The following is a 19,555-nucleotide window of genomic DNA, read 5'->3' as shown; positions in this document are numbered from 1 at the left end:
ATGTCAGAACTCATCAGCAACTACCCCTTCGTCGCGGCACTTCTGGCCATGCTGAGCCTGGGTCTGATTTTCGGCTCAATCCTCGGTTTTGCCTCGATTCGATTCCGCGCAGAAGGCAATCCTATCGCCGATCAAATAAACGCTATTCTTCCCCAGACCCAGTGCGGGCAGTGCGGTTACCCTGGTTGCCGTCCCTACGCGGAGGCCATCGTGGCGGGAGAAGGCATCAACAAATGCCCCCCCGGGGGTGAGGCCGGTATACAGGCGCTGGCAGACCTGCTGGATGTGGAGGCCCCGCCCCTGGATGCAGAACACGGCGACGAAACGGAAACCACTGTTGCCTTCATCATCGAGGAAGACTGCATCGGCTGCACCAAGTGCATTCAGGCCTGTCCGGTGGACGCTATCCTGGGCGCCGCGAAGCAGATGCACACGGTCATAGCCTCGGAATGCACCGGCTGCGATCTCTGCGTGGACCCCTGTCCTGTAGATTGCATTGAAATGCTGCCCTTGCCAAAGACTCTTACGAGCTGGCACTGGGATCTGCCCACAGCAGACGTCAGCCCTCTGATTATCGCCACCGATGCAGGTCAGGAGCGCGCTGCGTGAGGCGTGTCCATGATTTCCATGGGGGTATCTACCCTGCGGAGCGCAAGACACTGTCCAACGGCCAGGGCATCCGCAAAGCGGCAATCCCCCCTCAGCTGGTGCTGCCGCTGGCGCAGCATATTGGCCCTCCCGCAGAGCCCGAGGTGGCCGTGGGTCAGACAGTGCTGGGAGGAGAGCGGCTGACGGATCTCAGCGGCCTCCCGATTCATGCGCCCACTTCCGGCGTCATCGCTGCCATTGAGGAACGCCCCGTACCTCATGCCTCGGGCATGGCAGCCCCGTGCATCGTCATCGACTGTGACCATGAGGATCGCTGGATCGATCTTAAGCCTGTAGGTGACTTTCGCAACCTGGCGCCCGGTGAGTTAGCGCAACAAATATTCGAAGCGGGCATTGCGGGACTGGGCGGCGCGGGCTTCCCCACTGCGCGAAAGCTCCCCGGGGAAAGCAACGACGCTATCGACACGCTGATAATCAACGGCACGGAATGCGAGCCTTACATCACCTCGGATGACGTTCTGATGCGCGAGCGCGCCGACCGTATTATCGCGGGCGTGGAAATTCTGGCACACATCGCACGCCCGAAAGAGATCCTTATCGGCATTGAAGACAACAAACCCGACGCTATCGCTACTTTCGAGACGGCGCTCGCTCATCGCGAGGACATGGAGTTGGTGACTTTTCCCACCAAGTATCCCTCGGGGGGCGAAAAGCAGCTTATCGAGATACTCACCGGCAAGGAGGTGCCCAGCGGTGGCTTGCCCGCCAGTATCGGCATTCTCTGCCAGAACGTCGGTACCGCAGCTGCGGTCCATGACGCCGTCATTCTTGGGCGTCCCCTTGTCAGCCGCGTAACCACGGTTACCGGCGAATCCGCGCGCGATCGCGGCAACTTCGACGTACTCCTCGGGACGCCCATGGAAGACCTCCTGGCCCAGGCTGACTACCAACCGGCGTCACCACAGCGACTGATAATGGGCGGCCCCATGATGGGGGTGACCCTGGCGGACCACCACTGCCCGGTCATCAAAACCACTAACTGCCTGCTAGTGCCCGGCCACGGCGAATTACCGGAACCGGCGCATGCCCAGGCCTGTATTCGTTGCGGACTCTGCGCCGAGGCCTGCCCGGCCCGCCTTCTGCCGCAGCAGCTTTACTGGTTTGCCCGCGCGCAGAATCATGAGCAGCTGGAACAGCACCACCTGTTTGACTGCATAGAGTGTGGCGCCTGTTCCTATGTCTGCCCCAGCCACATTCCGCTGGTGCAGTACTATCGTGCTTCCAAAGCGGCTGTGCGGGAGCAAAAAGCCGACAATGCCCGAGCGGATCATGCCCGGGAGCGCTTTGAGGCCCGCCAGGAACGCATGGCCCGGGAAGCGGCCGAGAAAGAAGCCAGGCGTGCAGCACGCAAGCGTGCGGCCCTGGCCAAGGCTGCGGATCAGGCTGCAGACGGAGATCCTATCCAGGCGGCCATTGAAAGAGCGCAGGCTCGCAAGGCAGCCCTCGCGAAATCGCCCACCGATGACAAACAAGCGCAACGAGACAAGCTTGCGCGCATTGAGACGCGCCTCGCCAAAGCGCGAAATAAACTCGCCACCGATGATGGCAGTGACTCCGCGGTTACCACGGCACTGGAGAACGCCGTTGCCACGACGGAGAAGAAACTTGCCGATCTGAAAGCAGAAATAGCCGATGCAGGCAGCGTTCGTCCCGAGGCCGAAAGCGATACTAAGAGCGAGGCTGAAAACGCATGAGTCTATTGGTGGTCACTTCGCCCCACGCTCACGGCCCCATGAGCACCAGCCGCGTTATGGGGACTGTTCTGCTGGCAACCGTACCGGGCGTGATCGCGCTGAGCTATTACTTCGGCGCGGGTGTCATCGTAAATATTGCGTTTGGGGGGCTGGTGGCGCTGCTTTGCGAGAGCCTTGCACTGCTCCTGCGTAAACAACCGGTTAAACCCTTTTTGAAAGATTACAGCGCCCTGGTGACCTCCACGCTGCTTTGTATCGCGCTGCCGCCCTACGCGCCCTGGTGGCTGTTGCTGGTCGGCGTGAGCTTTTCCATTCTCATCGCAAAACATCTGTACGGAGGGCTCGGATACAACCCCTTCAATCCCGCGATGGTCGGTTATGTGGTGCTGCTCATTTCCTTTCCCCTGCAAATGAGTACCTGGATGCCGCCCCTGGGCGTTGGGGAATCGGTCCCGGGGTTGCTGGCAGCGCTCAGCGCCTGTTTTAACCCCGATAGTTTTGATGCCCAGACCATGGCTACGCCCCTCGATCTCCTGCGTCAAAACAGGGGCCTGCTTCTTTCCGATCTTTATGCCACCAATCCGCAATTTGGTGCCTTCCAGGGCGTAGGCTGGTCTACTGTCAACGGGGCTTTTTTACTGGGAGGCCTGTACCTTCTCTACAAGCGCATATTCACCTGGCATGCACCTGTCGCCATGCTCCTGGCCCTTAGTCTCTGCGCCCTTGTGTTTTACGATGAGGGCAGTTCTGCCAGCGGTGGCTCTCCGCTTTTTCACCTGTTCAGCGGCGCCACGATGTTCGGGGCGTTTTTTATCATCACGGATCCTGTGTCCTCGGCGGTCAGCAACCGCGGGCGACTGGTGTTTGGCGCCATGATCGGGGTACTCATCTACACCATTCGCGTGCGAGGCAATTATCCTGACGCGGTGGCCTTCGCGGTTCTGATCGCCAACTTTGCCGCGCCGTTTATCGACAATTACACCCAACCCAAGGTCTACGGCCATGGCAAAAGCAACAGCAAGGGATCTGAGGCGTGAACGAACTGCGCCAGGCAATCACCCGCAACAGCCTGTTACTGGCAGGCTTTGCTGTACTCACCGCACTGCTGGTTGCGAGTACCTTTCTGGGCACTAAGGATCGCATCAGCGCCGCCCAGCGAGCCGCCGAAGAAAAAGCGCTGCTGCAAATTATTCCCAGGGCCAGCCACGATAACGCCATGCTCGACGACCGCCTGGAGGCACCGGTGAATGACCCCTTTCTACAGCTGCGCGAGAGCAAAGCCATTTACATCGCAAGACGCCAGGGCGAGGCGACTGCAGCGCTGATTCCAGCGACGGCACCGGATGGCTACAGCGGCGAGATCGAGCTCATTGTGGGCGTCAATCGAGACGGCACCGTGGCGGGCGTAAGAGTACTTCAGCATCGCGAAACCCCGGGACTGGGCGACGGGATAGATCATCGAAAATCAGACTGGATCGAAAGCTTCCGGGGACGTTCTCTGAATAACCCGGAGCTGGAGCGCTGGACCGTACGCAAGGATGGCGGTGCCTTTGATCAATTCACCGGCGCCACCATCACACCCCGCGCCGTCGTTCAGGCAACTGCACGGGTACTTCAATACGCAAAAAATAACCGGCGAATACTCTTCGGCGAGAGTCACAGGGACAAGGAACCTACATCATGAGCCTGGACTCTGACTCACATTCAGACATAACGAACTCCACCCAGAGCAAAGCAAACAGTACGGATTATGGCGAACTCTCCATCAACGGCCTGTGGAAAAACAACCCGGCGATAGTGCAACTACTGGGACTCTGCCCACTCCTGGCAGTCACAGGTAGCGTAGTCAATGCACTGGGCTTGGGCATCGCTACCTGTTTTGTGCTGGTGACTTCCAACACCGCGGTTTCGCTCATCCGCAACGTCACTTCCGACGCGGTGCGTCTGCCGACTTTCGTGATGATTATCGCGGCGGCGGTGACCTGTATAGAGCTTCTGATGCAGGCCTATAGCTATGAGCTCTACGAAATACTCGGTATTTTTCTACCCCTGATTACCACCAACTGCGTCATTTTAGGCAGAGCCGACGGTTTTGCGCGCAAGAACCCGGTATTGCCCGCCCTTTACGACGGTTTCATCATGGGGATCGGTTTTACGTTGATTCTCGTGGTGCTCGGCGCCCTGCGGGAACTGTTCGGAACCGGGGCGATTTTTGCCAACATGGATCTGCTCTTCGGTCCCGCTGCAACAAGCTGGAAAATTGTCGCCTTTGAGGAGTATCAGCCTTTCTTGTTAGCGATATTGCCGCCGGGCGCGTTCATTTTTACCGGCCTGATTATCGCTTTGAAAAATGTGATTGACAGTGACATTCAGCGTCGGGCCGCGGCAAAAACAGCACCGGTGGAAAAGGGAAGCAAGCGCGTGCGAGTGACCGGCACCGTCAGCTAAATAGCTGCCGTCCACCCAGTGCAATGGCTTAAAACGGCCGCCCTGCCACTTACTCTTTCTCCATACGAAGCGTGTCCAGAATGTCATCCACGGCGGCATCATCCAGCCCTTGATTGTCCTCGTCACAACTGTAGGTAATATATAAAAGCAGTGCACCCGCGAAGAGATACCACTCACGAAGGGCCGCGCCGTCCTCCACCACCGAGGCTGTAAGCCCCTCAAAGCTGCCTTTGCGATCAGGGGTCCATTCGGAGACATCGGCTAGGAACTGATTCAGATCTTCGCGACGGAAATCCCCGGACTCCTTGTGGAGTTCACTGATTTCGATACAGCCCACGCCATCTCGGTCTCCAATGACAATCGCATCGTCTTCCTGTTCCGCCTGCCATTCATCGGGAATCAGCATTCCCCAGTCTCCGGCTTCAAGTACCCGCATTCACACCCCCTAACTGTCGGCTCATCAAAATGGCGGTTTCAGCGACGCCGTCGCGACCCCGCGGATAATAGTGGGCACGCTCACCGTCGCAGCGAAAACCCGCAAGCGCATAGAGAGATCGCGCCCGGTGGTTACCTTCCCGCACCTCGAGGAAAAGCCGCCCAGCGCCCGCTTGGGCAAGCCGTTGCATCACGTCCTCCAGAAGCGCCCTCCCCATCCCGCGACTCCGGGCCCTGGGCAGCACAGCGATGTTCAGGAGCGTGGCCTCATCAAGCACCCGTGAGCAGGCCGCGAAACCAATAACAGCGTCCTCCTCTTCCGCGATCACAAGCAAGCCCGACTGATCCAGCAGCCGCTCATAGCTGCCGGTCTTGGCAAAGACGGGAGAGTGCTCCTGGTCCATGGCCAAAATCGCGGGGATATCGACGGGCCTGCCCTCGCGGAGCAAAAAGCTCACGCCCGCAGTGCTTTCCAGGCGTCGCGCTTGGTCGAAGGGTGTTTGAGCATATCGCGACTTGAGGGGATCGTGCGTCGGGCGCAGGGAATCGCCAGGTCTTTGAGCAGGGTCTTGCACGCATCGCCCAGACAAATCAACTCGACACAGGCGTTTTCTTCCAGCTGCCGGGACAGAAACCCCTGAAGCGCCGCCGTCGCATCATCAGAACTGAGACCCAGCTGGGCGTTTTCGTGGAGGGGCCATCTAAACTCCGTCACCGCAACGTTTGCCTCATCCTTGACCGGGTGATCGAGGGCGCGGGCCATGGCCGAGATGAGCTGGAGCTGATCCTGAGCCAGCGCCTCATCGCCCAAGTCTTCCAACCACAAGCGCCCTTTGGTCATCATCGCCGCGAGGCGGAACCTTGGCGTGGAACCCTGGCGAGAGGCTGCCTTTGCCTCGCGGCTTCCCGCCCTGTCCGACGCAGCTTTCAGCGGGGGCTTCTGTCGATCCAGGTCTTGACGCAGGGATTCGCGCAACGCCTGTGCGGCTGGTGACGCCGTTGTTTGCGGAGCCTTTGCGGTCCTTCGCTGCTCGGCCTCACCCCCGGGGTCGATGACCAGGGCCGTGCGGGATTCTCGCAAAACGTACTTCGAAGACACTGCGGCACCGGGCAATGCACGACGGGAAACGTATACGGGGACACCCATAGCCTGAAGGTAGCGGAGTCGACGGATTTCCTGCGATGCACTCATAGGGTTAGTTTACCACCGCGGGGAAAGCATCAGAGCAGTCGCCAGCCATGGAGGTTGAAAAAACGTATTGCTGAGCGAACGAACCAGCGTATGTGCTGACTCCCCTTGCGTGCGGCGAAGCCCCCGTGATGAACAATCCGCATAGCCGGCAGAAACACGAGTTCCCCCTGGCTCCTGAGTCGCTGGGAGAGATCGAAGTCCTCAAAATACATAAAAAAGCGTTCGTCAAAGCGCCCCACCGCATTAAACGCGTCTGTGCGGCACAAGAGACAGGCGCCACTGAGCAATGTCACCGGCTGGGGATCCCTGGCGACGAGGTCGCGGTACTCATAACGTGCCAGTCGCCGGGCAAACAGCTGCCGAAGACCGGCAAAGGGCAGGCCACGGAGCAGCAAATCCAGCACCGAAGGGTACCGTTTGCAAAGATATTCCCGGCTCCCGTCGCTACGCTCGCAGTGTGGATTCAGCGCAACCACTTCACGGTGCGACTCCAAATACCCAAGGGCCTCTCTAAGGGCATCAGCCGCAAGTTCAACATCGGGATTGAGGATCAGAAAGTAACGCCCGGACTGTATTCGCGAAACCTGATTATGCCCACCTCCAAAGCCGTTATTTTTCTCAGAGCGCTGCACAGAAAAATGAAGCGCAGGCGAGTCGGCAATGGCCATATTGGACAAAAGTTTCTGAAGACTCGTGAAATAACCGGGATTAGAGCAGTTATCGAGAACCATTACGGCAACGGGTTCTGCCAAAACATCGTCTAGGGTGCTCACGTTACTGAGGAGACTGTCGAGGGTAATACGTAACTGATCGAGGCAGCTATTATGGGCCACGATGGACACAGTCAGTGTCGGTGCATTGCTGGCCTCGGTTATCATCGTGCGGATACTAGCAGCTGCCTCGCCCCCCCGCACCGGACGCGTAGCTGCTTATCGCCACTAACGAGAGAAATATTGTGAACAATCCGCAGGAACAACAAAAACGCCGAAAATGGGTCTTTGGTCCGGGGCTTCTGGTCGCTGCGGCTTTTGTGGGTCCGGGCACTATTGCTACCGCCAGCGCGGCGGGAGCGGGCTATGGCTACGCGCTGCTGTGGGCACTGCTGTTTTCTGTGCTGGCCACCATGGCACTTCAGGAAATGAGCGTCCGACAGGCGATCATCACCGGTAAAGGCCTGGCAACGACGCTTCGGGAGGCGCTGGCAGGCCAGTGGCTTGGCCGTGGCGCTATCATTCTCGTCGTGGCCGCCATCGGACTGGGCAATGCCGCTTACGAGTCGGGTAACATTGCCGGCGCTGCCCTAGCGCTGGAGAGCGTCTCTGACATAGGGACGCCCGTTTGGGCCCTGTTCATCGGTGGCAGCTCCGCTGCCCTGCTGTTTCTCCCGGCCTACCGGCAACTGGAACGAGTGCTCATCGCCCTGGTGCTGATGATGAGTGTGATTTTTGTTGCCAGCGCAGTGCTTCTTCGCCCGGACTGGTCCGCTCTGTTTCAAGGCTTTACGCCGGGTCTTCCCGAAGGATCCCTCACCACGGTTATCGCACTCATCGGCACCACGGTCGTCCCCTACAATCTATTTTTGCAGGCGAACGCGGCCCGGGAGCATTGGGCGGAGGAGCCCGACCGTGAGCTGGCTCTATCCTCAGCGCGTGTCGATACGGTGCTGTCCGTGTCTTTGGGAGGTCTTGTTACCCTGGCGATCGTCAGCGCGGCCGCCATGACGTTTTTTGCTCAGGGTCTGGCTTTTGCGCCCGATAAAATCACCACGCAACTGGAGCCGGTTCTCGGCTCTGCTGGTCGCTACGTGTTTGCGGCGGGACTATGCGCTGCGGGCCTCACCAGCGCAATAACGGCGCCCCTCGCCGCGGCCTATGCCGTATGCGGCGCACTCGGTCTGACCGACACTCTGCGCGGCGGCGCTTTCCGCGCGATCGCGCTGATAGTGGTGTTTACCGGTACTTTTTTTGCGGCGACAGGGGCGCGGCCCCTGAGCCTGATTGTGTTCGCACAGGCAGCCAACGGTCTGCTGCTCCCGGTGATTGCCGTGATCCTTGTCTGGCTGATGAACGACCGAGCCCTCCTTGGCTACGCTACCAATGGCTGGCGGAGCAACCTCCTAGGAGTGATTGTCATCGGCGTGACTCTGGGTCTGAGCGCAAACAAGTTAATGTCGCTATTCAGTTGACCGTAAGAGTTAGCAGGCGAGGCACGCTAACCCCTCCCGATGTCACTCTAACAGTCAGTGAATAAATGCCCGCGGTAGGCGGTGTCCCGCTTAACAAACCGATACTGCTTAAACTCAGGCCAGACCCATCCGCCCCCGTAACATCGTCTGGCTCAAATCCCCACGCGTATGGAGGTGTTCCACCGCTAGCTGTAAGAACGACCGCATAGGGCTCCCCTGCGGTCGCTTCGGGCAAGCTCGAGGTCTGGATGGTCAGCACCGAGAACTCGTCACCAAAATCGCCCACGGAGATCGTGAAAGAGCCTGTGTTGGACGAAAATCCATCGAAAGCCCTTACGGTAACGCCATAGTCCCCCGAGTCTGTGAACGTACCACTGAGTACACCACCCGTGCTGAGAGAAAGCCCTGAACCTCCATCACTGATCAACGACCACGTGTATGATCCCGAGCCGCCACTCGCATTCACTACCGCTGCGTACGGCACAGTCACTTGACCAGCCGGAAGTGGGCCAGTATTGACTGTGATGGGGACTTGCTCAACATCTGTTACGTTGAGCGTAAGCGATCTAACAGCTGTTGTAGCTCCATCACTTACTTCCAATGTGAGACCGAATAAACCTACTGTCGATGGCACTCTTCCGCTCAAAACCCCCTCATCGCTGAGCCGCAAGTTGGTGTTTCCATCGTCCACCAAGCTCCATAGATAATCCCCAGAGCCTCCGCTCGCAACTAATACAGCTGCGTAAAGGGAGCTTTGCGTGGCATCGGAAAGTGTATTAGTGGAAATTTCCAACGGAGTGGTTGGCTCGCCGGTAACAGTCAGAACATAAGATCGCTCCGCCTTCACTCCGCGACCATCGGTCACAGACACCGTCACACCATAGCCTCCTGGTACAGCAAGAACCGTACCACTGAGAACGCCGGCTGAGGTCATTGTAAATCCAGTACCTCCGGCATCCTCAAGCGCCCAATTGTAGGGTTCAACCCCTCCATCCGCTTCCAAAACAGTTGAATAAACACTGCCCTCTGCCGCGTCCGGCAGTGCTGTTGAAACGACAGAGAGCGAAGTGACGCTTACGACTAACGTTAACGATTTGTCCAGCGTTGTTCCACGAGAATCTTCTACTTGGAATGTCAGCCCGTAGGTCCCGTCGATCACGGCTGAATCAGCCCTGAGCACCCCAAAAGAATCCAGCGTAAACCCAGTGTCACCATCGCTGACCAGTGACCAAGAATAAGGACCGACTCCCCCCGTCGCTTCCAAAACTACGGAATAGGGGAGCTCTATTACTGGATCCAGTGCAGTTGTCGTTATTGCGAGGTCGCTCACGGCAGCATCAGGCAAAAATCCGCCGCCATCACCGCTACCGCCGCCGCAAGCCACCAAGATCATAGTCGCTGCAGCTAAAATGATGGACCTCATGTATCTGGCCATAATGCTAAATCCCCTCGCTGGCCGGCGTACGCAACCGTTGGACCACTGCTGCTACCGCCATAAAATTTTTAACAGACGCCGCTGCATTTTCTGACACTAACATTTCTTTCTGAATAAAACAGCAGCAATAACATGACGATAGGTAATATTTATCAAACTCTACTTCAATTTTGAGGGATATCTGTCAGGCGTTACCCGCGACCCATGCGGACCAGAGATGCCTCAGTATACTGAAGCAATAAATGAGTAAAAGTTAGGCTGCCGGAACCTGCCTATAAGCAGATAGTGAGTTGGGCCCTAACAACAGCGCTTTACTTAATCCATGACACTAAACAACAGCGCCAGCTTCTTAGTTCGTGACAAGGTCTGCAGAAACTCCCGCGCAGCGGGGGTATTGCGCATCAGGTCCGAGAACCCCGGCATGGCACTGAAATCCTGGCCGTCCAGCTCAATAAAGGCCATGCGCCAGTCATTGTATTCGCGGTTTCGGATAGGACCCTCGGTGACTATTTCCACACGTTCGTGCCTTCCGTCCCTGCTGATTTTCTCGAAGAGGCCTTTTACCTCCTCCTCGGCGCCTTCGAGCACCTGAAAGAAAGAGTCGTGCCGGTGCAGGAGCACCCCGGTGATCCCCAGCTGCGCGTTGGTTTCCCGGGCGACCTCTAGAATCTCCAGCATTTGCTCATTGTCCAGCGGGCGTGTTTGTGTGCTGACGTACCCTAAGCTATACAGTGTGAACTCCTGCAGAGACTTAACGTCACCTTCTGACTGGCTGACAGATTTGTCGGGTTTTTTTGCCACAGGCCCTCCCCGGCACACGTGGGCAGACCCAATGAAGCGCTACAAATTATCTCGTAACAAACCGCAATTAAGCCTTGAGACTTTCAGTATAGTTAACTATTCTTGACAATAGAATAGTCAAGTTTAGTTGACACTTTTTGAGCGAGGGCGCCGAGAAGGGGCGTCTGTACAAATCAAGCCAAACTGAGAGAACTGCCCATGAACGCACCGATGCAAACCGCCAAGATCAACGACACCACAGAACAGGCTGTGCGCAGCGAGCTGCTGGCTCCCCGCTTCTACCGCACCGATTACGAGTCCGTGGGAAAAATTGATATTGAGCCTGTGCGGCACCAATGGGACGCCATGATGGAAGAGTACAAGGAAGACCGGAACCGCGGTCATTTCCGTCAGGAGTTCGACTACGACGCCACCACCCTCACCAGCGACCCGGAACTTCATGAGGAATTCATCGACTTTCTTACCAGCTCTATTACTGCAGAGTACTCGGGCTGCGTTCTTTACCAGGAAATTAAAAAGAACATCGATAACCCCGAGATCGCTGACCTCATGGGCTATATGGCCCGCGATGAGTCCCGCCACGCAGGCTTTATCAACAAGGCACTGAAGCAACTCGGCGTCGCAGTGGATCTGGGCTTTCTCAAGCGTCAAAAAGAGTACACCTTCTTCCGGCCCAAGTTTATCTACTACGCAACCTATCTTTCAGAGAAGATTGGCTACGCCCGCTACATCACCATCTATCGTCACCTCGAGAAGCACCCTGAACAGCGCTTTCACCCGATCTTCAACTGGTTCATGGAGTGGTGTAACGATGAGTTCCGCCACGGCGAATCTTTCGCCCTGATGATGCGTGCGCAGCCAGAACTCCTACGGGGCCACAACAAGCTGTGGATTCGCTTCTTTATCCTGGCGGTGTATTCCACCATGTATGTACGAGATCACAACCGACCCAAGCTCTATGAAGCCCTTGGCATGGACCCCACGGAGTTCGATTACCGGGTCTTTGACATCACCACGGCGATTACACAGCAGGTGTTTCCCCTGTCGCTGAACACCGACGACCCACGCCTGCGTCGAGGCCTGGAACGGCTCCGTATTATCAGCGCCAAGGTATCGGTCGCTAAGGAGCGTGGAGGAATATTGGGGCGTCTGAAGGCCGCTGGACTGTCCGCGTCAGCAGGCCTGGTGTTTGCCCGGCTCTACTGCCTTCCCATGAAGCATCACGAACTACCCGAAGACTTCCGCATGGAACCTACCTGGTAGAACGCACCGGGCAGGGCTTCGGCTTCCTGCCTGTCCCATGGAACATGTCAGCCGTGCCAACGGCTGCCATAGCCTATGAAGTGAGCCACTCCCGCGGCCGCCAAAGCCAGCCCCAGGAACTCCGCCGGCGCGCCCGATTGCGCCAACCAGAGTGCGATGACCAGGAATGCCCCCGCCAGAAGCGGTGACAGCCAGGCTCGAGGGGGCGAACCCACTCCACGAAAATAGCGGAAACTCAAGAACAGAAATTCGCAGCACACGAGCGCCAGAATTAATTCTGCGGCGTGCCCACTGACGAGAAAGTTTTTTACAAGGTCTGGCATACCCGGGTCAGCGTCGGAGCAGACGTGAGAGCACGAGGCTGCGTCAGCGGGGTGTGATCAGGCCCGTGCCAGCCCCAGTAACTCCGCAAGATCTTTGAAGAAAATCTTTACGTGCGCCGTGGGGCGCTCACGGACAAGCTCTTTTTGCGTATAGGACTGCCAGGTGAGGTATTGGATATCCGGATCGCGGCACATCTTCACGAACTTCTCGCGACGCTTGTCACTCCCGTACCAGAATCGCTGTAACAGCCCCAGCACAAAAAACACTTTTCCATGGAGCTTCATAAAACGCTTCCGTGCACTCTTCAGCGCGGCGGGATCGTTACTGAGGAGAAACTCCTGAACCGCCTCTGCAGCCAAACGGCCTCCCAGGAGCGCATAGTAAATACCCTCTCCCGACGCCGGAGCAACAACGCCAGCGGAATCACCGGCCAACAATACTGCCTTGCCGTCATCCCAACGCTTCAGGGGCTTCATGGGAATGGGAGCACCCTCCCGGCGCACAGTTTTAGCGGTATCCAGACCCACGTCTTTCCGCAGCATCTCTACTGCCGCCGTGGCGGAATAATTCTTCTGGGCACTGCCAGTACCAATACTCGCATGCTTGCCATGAGGGAAGACCCAGGCATAAAAATCCGGGGACAGCCGCCCCTGGTACCAGACGTCACAGCGGGTTTCCTGATAGTCCGCCCCCTGCTCCGGTGTGGGTGCCTCCACAATCTCATGATAGGCGAACACGCATTTGAGCTTGTCGCCGCCGGGGATACACTCAGCGCCCACCCGGGACTTGGCGCCATCAGCGCCGATAACCGCTCTGGCGATTACCTCATGCTCGCCACCGCTGCCGGACTTGTCGAGATAGCGCAATCGCACACGACCGTCATCCTGATACACAAGAGACTTATAGGCACCGATTTGCAGGGTCGCCCCCGCCTCCACCGCACGCTCGCGGAGGAAGGGATCAAACTTATCGCGATCGACCATGGCCACATAGGTATCACCCACAGGCATATCCACCCGCTGATCCGCAGGCGAGATCATGCGTGCAGAGCGGATACGAGCGACGATCTGCTCCGATGGAATATTGAATTGCTCCACAGCGCGTGGCGGAATAGCGCCACCACAGGGCTTGATGCGAAAGCCACGCTCAATGAGCAAGACTTTCTGCCCGGACTTACTCAGGTCATAAGCGGCGGTAGCACCGGCAGGACCACCACCGACAACGACCACGTCGTATTCGGGCAAACTGTTCATTGAACACTCATCGTGCATCAAGCACCTCCACCATCGCAATTTCACCAAAGCTTGGCACCGGGCGCTTGTCGCCCGATACAGCCGGCCGCAATCGCATACCGATTCCCGCGGCGACGACAAACATCACCGCCTCGAGACTGAATACCAGGCCATAGGCCATAACAGGATCACCAATAAAGATGCGACTCACATCAATGGCCACCGTTCCAAGAAAACCACCCAGGGCAAAGGCAATGGCCTGCGACGCCCCCCAAAGCCCCATGCGCAATCCATCGGCGCCGGGTTTTCCGGCACTCGCAAGGCTCATCATGGAGGCGATCGCAGCAACGGCAAAGGCGCCGTTGGCGACCCCCAAAAGAAAAACGTTAGCGCCCAGCGGCCAGGTCTCAGGGAAGCCGCCACCCACAGCGATAGCCGCCAGAAAAACGGCGGAGGCAAGACAGCCGCCAATGGTCCAGTGCCGCAGAACCGCGGTATCGGCGTTCTTACGGACCATCGTGGCTGCGGCCACCAGAATCATTCCCAGCAATACGCCGCTATGCTGCAATCCAGACAGGGACGTGGATTCTCCGGGTGTCATAGCGAAAACCGTGCCCGCAAAGGGCTCAAGAATCAGGTCCTGCGCGCTGTAAGCGAGCATGGAGACAAACACAAAAATCGTGAACCGCCGGGCTTCGGACTCCTGCCAGACCTCACGCAGCGCCTTTGAGAAGCTCCCCTGGCGTGCGCTGAGTGCCTCGCGATCCTGATTGCTCAGCGAAGTTTCAGGCTCCAAACGAAAGACCGACACCAGGGTCAGCAGCAGAGCAATCACCGATACTGTCGTTGTGACCGTGAGTAGGCGCATGGGTGTAAACGGATCAAGATATTGCCCCGCCACACCGGCAGTCACGGCAAATCCCGCAATCATCATGATCCACACGATGGTTGCTGCGGCCGCTTTCCGATGCGGTGCAACATGCTTTGCCAGTGTTACCAGAGTGGATGTACCTGCAGCACTGGCACCCAGCCCGATGGCTGTAAACGACAGCGTTGAGACCACCAGCCCCCAGAAGACGTCCGTGGCGATGAGCACGGTCCCCGCAGCCGCGGCCACACCACCCAGAGCAAGTACCGCCATGCCCCCGATAATCCAGCCGGTGGTACGGCCGCCCACATCGGAGCCATGACCGAATCGGGGCCGGGACATCTGTACCGCGTGGTGAATCCCCACCAGAATGCCAGGCAACATGGCCGGCAGCGCCAGCTCCACAACCATGACGCGATTGATGACAGTGGTGGTTAAAACAATAATGGCTCCCAGACTGGTCTGCACCAGACCCAGGCGGACAATCCCTGCCCAGCTCAGTCCCCTTGCTTCGGTCACAGCCAGGACACCGTGCCACGCACTGCAAAAGCGCTAAGCATCATGCCCAGAACATAGAGTGTGACACCGGTACCGTTGTACCAGGGAGCACGGCCGAGGGGATCCTTGAGCATCTTGATCATTGCAAGACCCTGTAAAAACAGCGAACCGGCGATACCAGCGGCAGCGAAGGAGTGCCCCCACTGAAAGAGCAGCCCAATAACCACCAGCTGCGGTACAGCCATCACAACACAGGCAAGACGCGCAGCGCGGTCTGCGCCCAGACTGGCGGGAAGGGACCTGATACCGATGCTGCGATCACCTTCGATGGACTTAAAATCATTAAGTGTCATGATGCCGTGGGCTCCCAAACTATAGAGCCCCGCCAGCATGAGGATCTGCGGCGACGGCATGACACCGCCAAGCATGACGGCAGCTCCTGTTATCCAGGCGAGCCCCTCGTAGCTGACACCCACAGCAAGGTTGCCGTACCAGCCATTAAGTTTGAGACGCAGGGGTGGCGCACTGTAAGCCCAGGCCAGGAAAAGTCCCACCAGGGTCGCTCCAAACACCCAGGTTCCCAGAAGTGCACTAAAACCCAGAGCCAGGATAGACCAGGCAATAGCGTAATAAAGCCCCCATTCCCCGGGAACCCGGCCAGAAGGAATAGGACGGTTAGGCTCGTTGATGGCGTCAACATGGCGGTCGAACCAGTCATTGACGATCTGACTTCCACCGCACACCAGGGGTCCCGCCAGAATGATACCCGCGATGACCAAACCCGAATGATCACCCAGGGACTGCCCAGAGGAGATCGCACCGCACACAAAGGCCCACATGGGCGGGAACCAGGTAATGGGCTTTAGAAGCTCGACGAGAGCCCTGGGCTCAGGAAAAGTGCGGGGCGGCGTAGTGAGGTTAGCGGGCTGCATGAGGTGTAATATAGAACCGACACTTTTAAGTGTCAATTTTAATTGACGCTTTTGGCCGACTTAATTTACGACTCTGAAAACGGCCCGCGAACAACATCAATCGATAAAACAGCCGACGTTCTGGGACCCCTATTGAGGATCGACATCGCCACCAATGTTGAAGCGACGCAGTTTCGCGTACAGGGACTGACGAGAGAGACCCAGCAGCTCGGCGGCGGACGCACGATTGTCCTGAGTGACCTCCAGCGCCGTCTCGATGCACAGCGCCTCGATGAGGTCCGTGGACTCGCGGACGAGATCTTTGAGGGGAACCCGCCCGACCCGCTGAGTCACCTGCTCAATGGAACTGGGCAGTTTCGCAGACACAGGATGATCGCGAGCCACCCGACGCTCTACATCGCGAATAAACAGAGCATACTCCGCACCATCGGGCTCATCGAGACGACAGGCAGAAATCTCCACCTCGGCGGGACTACCGGCCTGGGGCATAAGTGTAGAGGAGAAAAGCTTAACAACAGACTTATCCCGAAGATTAGACAACAGGACACTGAGGTCCACACCGCTGCGACCGAGCCAACGGTCTGCGGAGTGGCCGATCGCCTGCTCTTCGGCAACCAGCTGGGCCAGCTCCAGAAAACTGTTGTTGACGGCCATGATCCGACCTTCGGTATCGGTCAGCACCACTGCATCCGGCGCGTTACGCAACATCTCCTGGAGGTAGACGCCGCTGACCGCGCCAGCCTTTTGCGCTAAGGAATCCCGGGTACCCAGTCGGAGAAGAAAGCGTTCCTCTCCCGCCTGGCGTAAAAAACTCGCGGATACATCAAAGCGGGTCTCGCCATCCTCAAGCAACAGGTTATGCAGCTGAGCGCGCCCCACGGTCCGTGTTTCCGCCATCATGTCCTGCAGAGCGCGCCCGGAATCCCCATCCAGCCCCCGAGGGAACACCTTACCCACAAGCCCCTTGTCGCCCTCAGAGAGAAGCTCCACCGCACGGGGATTGGCTTCCAGCACCCTGAAGCTCAAGGCATCAAGCACAAGCACTGCATCTCCAACCATATCGAACAAGCGTCGATAACGGGTCTCCACCTGACGCAGGCGCCAGTAATCCTGCTCCAGCGCCTGCTGGGCATTTACCAACTGCTGACGAAGGCTTGTATCCGAGCGCAAATCCTGGCCCACGAAGAAGATCTGGCCTCCCTCTCCCGCCATGACCTGATACTGCACGGGCAAGCCGTCGGGCACACCTTCGAGCCGATGCACAAGATCCACACGACCACCACGACCCTGCATTGCCTGAACCAGCGCCATATCGACACGATCCTCACTGGCATCAAGGAGGGTATCGGACAGCGATGCGCCCACCCACAGATCCGCGAGATTCACAGGCAGCTCCGAACTCCAGGAATCGACTCCCAGAATAGCGCCGGCCTCATCCAGCGTGAGCGCAAGATCTGCGACGCGCGAGAGCAGGCTGGCCAAAACAGGTTTAGGTTGCTTGGCTAGCAAGAACGCTCATCCAAAAACGTAGACAAAAATACGACAAGAGACACCGAACACCCGAAACGAGGTATGCGGCGGGCGCAATTATGGCACGCGTAAAGCATGGTTAACACCGTTGCCAAGACCCATAGACTTACAGTAAAGACCAGCGACCAACAAGTGTCAATTCTTTTACACGCATCAATGTGTAAATTCTAATTGACATAAAGGTCTGCCAGCACTACATTCACCCATGAATCAGTAAGCAAAGGCAAAGGTCTGCTTAATGGCTTTACAAAACAACCAGAGAAGGCAAAACGCCCCGCTTTACACACCGGAACAACGGCAGCGCCGCGACGCCACCCGCTGGACGTTAATACAGGGATTACTCGCTCCCCTTCAGTTTTTAGTCTTCCTGATCAGCCTGATACTGGTCGTCAACTACATGATCAATGGCTCCGGCCTTGAGGCTGCCGCAACATCCGTAGTCGTCAAAACCCTGGTGCTCCTAACCATCATGGTGACTGGCGCGATCTGGGAAAAAGTTGTCTTTGGACAGTACCTCTTTGCCCCAGCGTTTTTCTGGGAGGACGTGGTCAGTTTTGGTGTGATCGCACTCCATGTGGCCTACGTTCTGTGCTGGCTGACAGGCTACGGAACGCCCCAGCAGCAGATGTGGATCGCCCTTGCCGCCTACGCCGCTTACGTCATTAACGCCGCGCAGTTTTTACTAAAACTTCAGGCGGCGCGTCGGGACGAGCCGACAAACGACATGGAACTGGACCTGGAAGGCGCGCTTAAATGACCGAAGCAGTGCTCGCGAGCGACAACAATGCAGCCTCTACTGCGCCGGCGGTAACCGTTGAGCGTGGGCAGCGCGCGGTGTTTTGCGGGCTCACGTCTATCGTATGGCTCCATCGCAAAATTCAGGACGCGTTCTTCCTGGTCGTGGGTTCGCGAACCTGCGCACACCTTCTGCAATCTGCTGCCGGCGTGATGATTTTCGCTGAGCCCCGCTTTGCGACGGCGATCCTACAGGACCGTGATCTCGCCGGCATGGCCGACTGTCATGAAGAACTGGATCGGGTTGTGGAGGAGCTACTATCCCGCCGCCCCGAAATAAAAACGCTGTTTTTAGTAGGCTCCTGCCCATCGGAAGTTATCAAGCTTGATCTCAACAACGCTGCCAGCCGCCTTCAAAACCGTCACAGCGGGCGGGTACGCATGGTGGCCTACAGCGGCAGCGGCATCGAAACGACCTTTACCCAGGGTGAGGACAAATGCCTCACGGAGCTGGTGGAGTCCGCGAAGGAACCGGTAAACGGAGGCCAAAAGGAAAGCCCCGCTCTGATTATTGCGGGTACCCTTTCGGATATTGTTGAAGACCAGTTTCAGCGCCTTTTCGACGAACTGGGTATCGGCCCCATCGCATTTCTGCCCGCCCGTAGCGGCGACGCCATGCCCCGCGCCGGATCCAATACCCGGGTTCTGCTGGCCCAGCCCTATCTCACAGAAACCGCTCACGCTCTTAAAGGTCAGGGCGCCAAAGTACTTAATGCGCCCTTCCCGCTTGGCGCCGAGGGCAGTCTGCTGTGGCTGAAAGCCGCAGCCGATGAGTTTGGTGTAAGCGATGCACACTTTGAAGAAGTCACGGCAGCGCCTCTGGCCCGGGCCCGTCAGGCGGTCGGTTATCAGCGGGAGAAACTTCAAGGCAAACGCATTGCGTTTTTGCCGGACTCTCAGCTTGAGTTACCTCTCGCGCGCTTCCTTGCGCGGGAATGCGATATGAACGTTGAATCCATTACCACGCCGTTTCACGATCCGCAGATTATGGCCAGTGAGGTCGCCCTGTTCGGCGACCATCCGGACATGATTGAGGGAGGTGACCTTGAGTCGCGCCTGGATCATGTTCGGGAGCTGCGACCGGATCTCACGGTATGCGGTATGGGCATCGCCAACCCGCTGGAAGCCGAGGGCCTGCGCAGCAAGTGGTCCATCGAACTGATCTTCAGTCCCATACAGGGATTCGACCAGGCGGGCGATCTCGCCGGCCTATTCTCCCGCCCCCTGGCGCGCGCTGCGCAGTTGGAGGTCTAG

The 19,555-nt window shown here is 57.8% G+C and carries 20 protein-coding genes; 9 read left to right on the top strand and 11 right to left on the bottom strand.

Annotated elements, in window-relative coordinates:
• The 5 genes from rsxB to ACTG3T_RS11900 are packed head-to-tail and all read left to right on the top strand — an operon-like array spanning position 1 to position 4,811.
• A complete protein-coding gene (gene rsxB, locus ACTG3T_RS11920) occupies positions 1 to 609 on the top strand; it encodes an electron transport complex subunit RsxB (RefSeq protein ID WP_439102498.1) in 609 nt (202 codons plus the stop codon).
• Positions 606 to 2,363 carry an electron transport complex subunit RsxC gene (rsxC, locus tag ACTG3T_RS11915; protein WP_439102497.1) on the top strand — a complete coding sequence of 586 codons (1,758 nt, stop codon included), beginning with the start codon at positions 606 to 608 and terminating at the stop codon, positions 2,361 to 2,363. The genes rsxB and rsxC overlap by 4 nt, the downstream gene beginning before the upstream one ends.
• Positions 2,360 to 3,400, top strand: coding sequence for an electron transport complex subunit RsxD (gene rsxD, locus ACTG3T_RS11910; protein ID WP_439102496.1), 1,041 nt, complete (start codon positions 2,360 to 2,362; stop codon positions 3,398 to 3,400). The genes rsxC and rsxD overlap by 4 nt, the downstream gene beginning before the upstream one ends.
• Complete coding sequence (gene rsxG, locus ACTG3T_RS11905) at positions 3,397 to 4,047, top strand: electron transport complex subunit RsxG (RefSeq protein ID WP_439102495.1); 651 nt, start codon at positions 3,397 to 3,399, stop codon at positions 4,045 to 4,047. The genes rsxD and rsxG overlap by 4 nt, the downstream gene beginning before the upstream one ends.
• A complete protein-coding gene (locus ACTG3T_RS11900) occupies positions 4,044 to 4,811 on the top strand; it encodes an electron transport complex subunit E (protein WP_439102494.1) in 768 nt (255 codons plus the stop codon). Before rsxG ends, ACTG3T_RS11900 begins: the two co-directional genes overlap by 4 nt.
• Positions 4,812 to 4,860: 49 nt before the next feature.
• Here ACTG3T_RS11900 and ACTG3T_RS11895 read toward each other — a convergent pair whose 3' ends face one another.
• The 4 genes from ACTG3T_RS11895 to ACTG3T_RS11880 are packed head-to-tail and all read right to left on the bottom strand — an operon-like array spanning position 4,861 to position 7,316.
• Positions 4,861 to 5,247, bottom strand: coding sequence for a hypothetical protein (locus ACTG3T_RS11895; RefSeq protein WP_439102493.1), 387 nt, complete (start codon positions 5,245 to 5,247; stop codon positions 4,861 to 4,863).
• Complete coding sequence (gene rimI, locus ACTG3T_RS11890) at positions 5,234 to 5,704, bottom strand: ribosomal protein S18-alanine N-acetyltransferase (RefSeq protein WP_439102492.1); 471 nt, start codon at positions 5,702 to 5,704, stop codon at positions 5,234 to 5,236. The genes ACTG3T_RS11895 and rimI overlap by 14 nt, the downstream gene beginning before the upstream one ends.
• Positions 5,701 to 6,438, bottom strand: coding sequence for a hypothetical protein (locus ACTG3T_RS11885; protein WP_439102491.1), 738 nt, complete (start codon positions 6,436 to 6,438; stop codon positions 5,701 to 5,703). The genes rimI and ACTG3T_RS11885 overlap by 4 nt, the downstream gene beginning before the upstream one ends.
• A gap of 29 nt (positions 6,439 to 6,467) precedes the next feature.
• Complete coding sequence (locus ACTG3T_RS11880; protein WP_439102490.1) at positions 6,468 to 7,316, bottom strand: glycosyltransferase family 2 protein; 849 nt, start codon at positions 7,314 to 7,316, stop codon at positions 6,468 to 6,470.
• 77 nt (positions 7,317 to 7,393) lie between these two features.
• Here ACTG3T_RS11880 and ACTG3T_RS11875 point away from each other — a divergent pair, with 77 nt between their 5' ends.
• The gene (locus ACTG3T_RS11875; protein ID WP_439102489.1) at positions 7,394 to 8,623 is read left to right on the top strand and encodes an Nramp family divalent metal transporter; all 1,230 of its coding nucleotides are present in this window, start codon (positions 7,394 to 7,396) and stop codon (positions 8,621 to 8,623) included.
• Here the strand turns inward: ACTG3T_RS11875 and ACTG3T_RS11870 are convergent.
• Together ACTG3T_RS11870 and ACTG3T_RS11865 are read right to left on the bottom strand one after the other, a co-directional pair.
• Positions 8,616 to 10,058: a putative Ig domain-containing protein gene (locus tag ACTG3T_RS11870; RefSeq protein ID WP_439102488.1), complete on the bottom strand. Its 1,443-nt coding sequence runs from the start codon at positions 10,056 to 10,058 to the stop codon at positions 8,616 to 8,618. The genes ACTG3T_RS11875 and ACTG3T_RS11870 overlap by 8 nt on opposite strands.
• A 315-nt stretch (positions 10,059 to 10,373) precedes the next feature.
• Positions 10,374 to 10,859 (bottom strand): BLUF domain-containing protein, encoded by a 486-nt coding sequence (locus ACTG3T_RS11865; protein WP_439102487.1) that lies wholly within the window; start codon positions 10,857 to 10,859, stop codon positions 10,374 to 10,376.
• Between the two features lie 198 nt (positions 10,860 to 11,057).
• On the opposite strand from ACTG3T_RS11865, the gene acsF reads away from it, so the two are divergent.
• Positions 11,058 to 12,122 carry a magnesium-protoporphyrin IX monomethyl ester (oxidative) cyclase gene (gene acsF, locus ACTG3T_RS11860; RefSeq protein ID WP_439102486.1) on the top strand — a complete coding sequence of 355 codons (1,065 nt, stop codon included), beginning with the start codon at positions 11,058 to 11,060 and terminating at the stop codon, positions 12,120 to 12,122.
• 47 nt (positions 12,123 to 12,169) lie between these two features.
• Here acsF and ACTG3T_RS11855 read toward each other — a convergent pair whose 3' ends face one another.
• The 5 genes from ACTG3T_RS11855 to ppsR form a co-directional block, all read right to left on the bottom strand.
• Positions 12,170 to 12,445, bottom strand: coding sequence for a hypothetical protein (locus ACTG3T_RS11855; protein ID WP_439102485.1), 276 nt, complete (start codon positions 12,443 to 12,445; stop codon positions 12,170 to 12,172).
• Between the two features lie 57 nt (positions 12,446 to 12,502).
• Positions 12,503 to 13,699 (bottom strand): geranylgeranyl diphosphate reductase, encoded by a 1,197-nt coding sequence (locus ACTG3T_RS11850; protein ID WP_439102484.1) that lies wholly within the window; start codon positions 13,697 to 13,699, stop codon positions 12,503 to 12,505.
• Positions 13,700 to 13,706: 7 nt separating this feature from the next.
• Positions 13,707 to 15,065, bottom strand: coding sequence for a BCD family MFS transporter (locus ACTG3T_RS11845; protein WP_439102483.1), 1,359 nt, complete (start codon positions 15,063 to 15,065; stop codon positions 13,707 to 13,709).
• Positions 15,062 to 15,976 (bottom strand): chlorophyll synthase ChlG, encoded by a 915-nt coding sequence (gene chlG / locus ACTG3T_RS11840; protein WP_439102482.1) that lies wholly within the window; start codon positions 15,974 to 15,976, stop codon positions 15,062 to 15,064. Before chlG ends, ACTG3T_RS11845 begins: the two co-directional genes overlap by 4 nt.
• A 129-nt stretch (positions 15,977 to 16,105) precedes the next feature.
• A complete protein-coding gene (gene ppsR, locus ACTG3T_RS11835) occupies positions 16,106 to 17,458 on the bottom strand; it encodes a transcriptional regulator PpsR (RefSeq protein ID WP_439102481.1) in 1,353 nt (450 codons plus the stop codon).
• Positions 17,459 to 17,744: 286 nt separating this feature from the next.
• On the opposite strand from ppsR, the gene bchF reads away from it, so the two are divergent.
• Both bchF and ACTG3T_RS11825 read left to right on the top strand, forming a co-directional pair.
• Positions 17,745 to 18,263 carry a 2-vinyl bacteriochlorophyllide hydratase gene (gene bchF / locus ACTG3T_RS11830; RefSeq protein WP_439102480.1) on the top strand — a complete coding sequence of 173 codons (519 nt, stop codon included), beginning with the start codon at positions 17,745 to 17,747 and terminating at the stop codon, positions 18,261 to 18,263.
• The gene (locus ACTG3T_RS11825; RefSeq protein ID WP_439102479.1) at positions 18,260 to 19,555 is read left to right on the top strand and encodes a ferredoxin:protochlorophyllide reductase (ATP-dependent) subunit N; all 1,296 of its coding nucleotides are present in this window, start codon (positions 18,260 to 18,262) and stop codon (positions 19,553 to 19,555) included. The genes bchF and ACTG3T_RS11825 overlap by 4 nt, the downstream gene beginning before the upstream one ends.

The organism is Congregibacter sp. (genome assembly GCF_965660375.1).
GTDB lineage: Bacteria > Pseudomonadota > Gammaproteobacteria > Pseudomonadales > Halieaceae > Congregibacter.
Note: the sequence above shows the minus strand (reverse complement) of the source record. Positions and strands in the feature narration are given on the sequence as shown.

Bases quoted from the DNA above. Each gene is read 5' to 3' on its own strand.
- ACTG3T_RS11870 (WP_439102488.1), bottom strand. From the start codon at position 10,058: ATGGCCAGATACATGAGGTCCATCATTTTAGCTGCAGCGACTATGATC.
- acsF (WP_439102486.1), top strand. From the start codon at position 11,058: ATGAACGCACCGATGCAAACCGCCAAGATCAACGACACCACAGAACAG.
- rsxD (WP_439102496.1), top strand. From the start codon at position 2,360: ATGAGTCTATTGGTGGTCACTTCGCCCCACGCTCACGGCCCCATGAGC.
- rsxB (WP_439102498.1), top strand. From the start codon at position 1: ATGTCAGAACTCATCAGCAACTACCCCTTCGTCGCGGCACTTCTGGCC.
- ACTG3T_RS11855 (WP_439102485.1), bottom strand. From the start codon at position 12,445: ATGCCAGACCTTGTAAAAAACTTTCTCGTCAGTGGGCACGCCGCAGAA.
- ACTG3T_RS11880 (WP_439102490.1), bottom strand. From the start codon at position 7,316: ATGATAACCGAGGCCAGCAATGCACCGACACTGACTGTGTCCATCGTG.
- ACTG3T_RS11850 (WP_439102484.1), bottom strand. From the start codon at position 13,699: ATGAACAGTTTGCCCGAATACGACGTGGTCGTTGTCGGTGGTGGTCCT.
- ACTG3T_RS11900 (WP_439102494.1), top strand. From the start codon at position 4,044: ATGAGCCTGGACTCTGACTCACATTCAGACATAACGAACTCCACCCAG.
- bchF (WP_439102480.1), top strand. From the start codon at position 17,745: ATGGCTTTACAAAACAACCAGAGAAGGCAAAACGCCCCGCTTTACACA.
- chlG (WP_439102482.1), bottom strand. From the start codon at position 15,976: ATGCAGCCCGCTAACCTCACTACGCCGCCCCGCACTTTTCCTGAGCCC.
- ACTG3T_RS11825 (WP_439102479.1), top strand. From the start codon at position 18,260: ATGACCGAAGCAGTGCTCGCGAGCGACAACAATGCAGCCTCTACTGCG.
- ACTG3T_RS11895 (WP_439102493.1), bottom strand. From the start codon at position 5,247: ATGCGGGTACTTGAAGCCGGAGACTGGGGAATGCTGATTCCCGATGAA.
- ACTG3T_RS11885 (WP_439102491.1), bottom strand. From the start codon at position 6,438: ATGAGTGCATCGCAGGAAATCCGTCGACTCCGCTACCTTCAGGCTATG.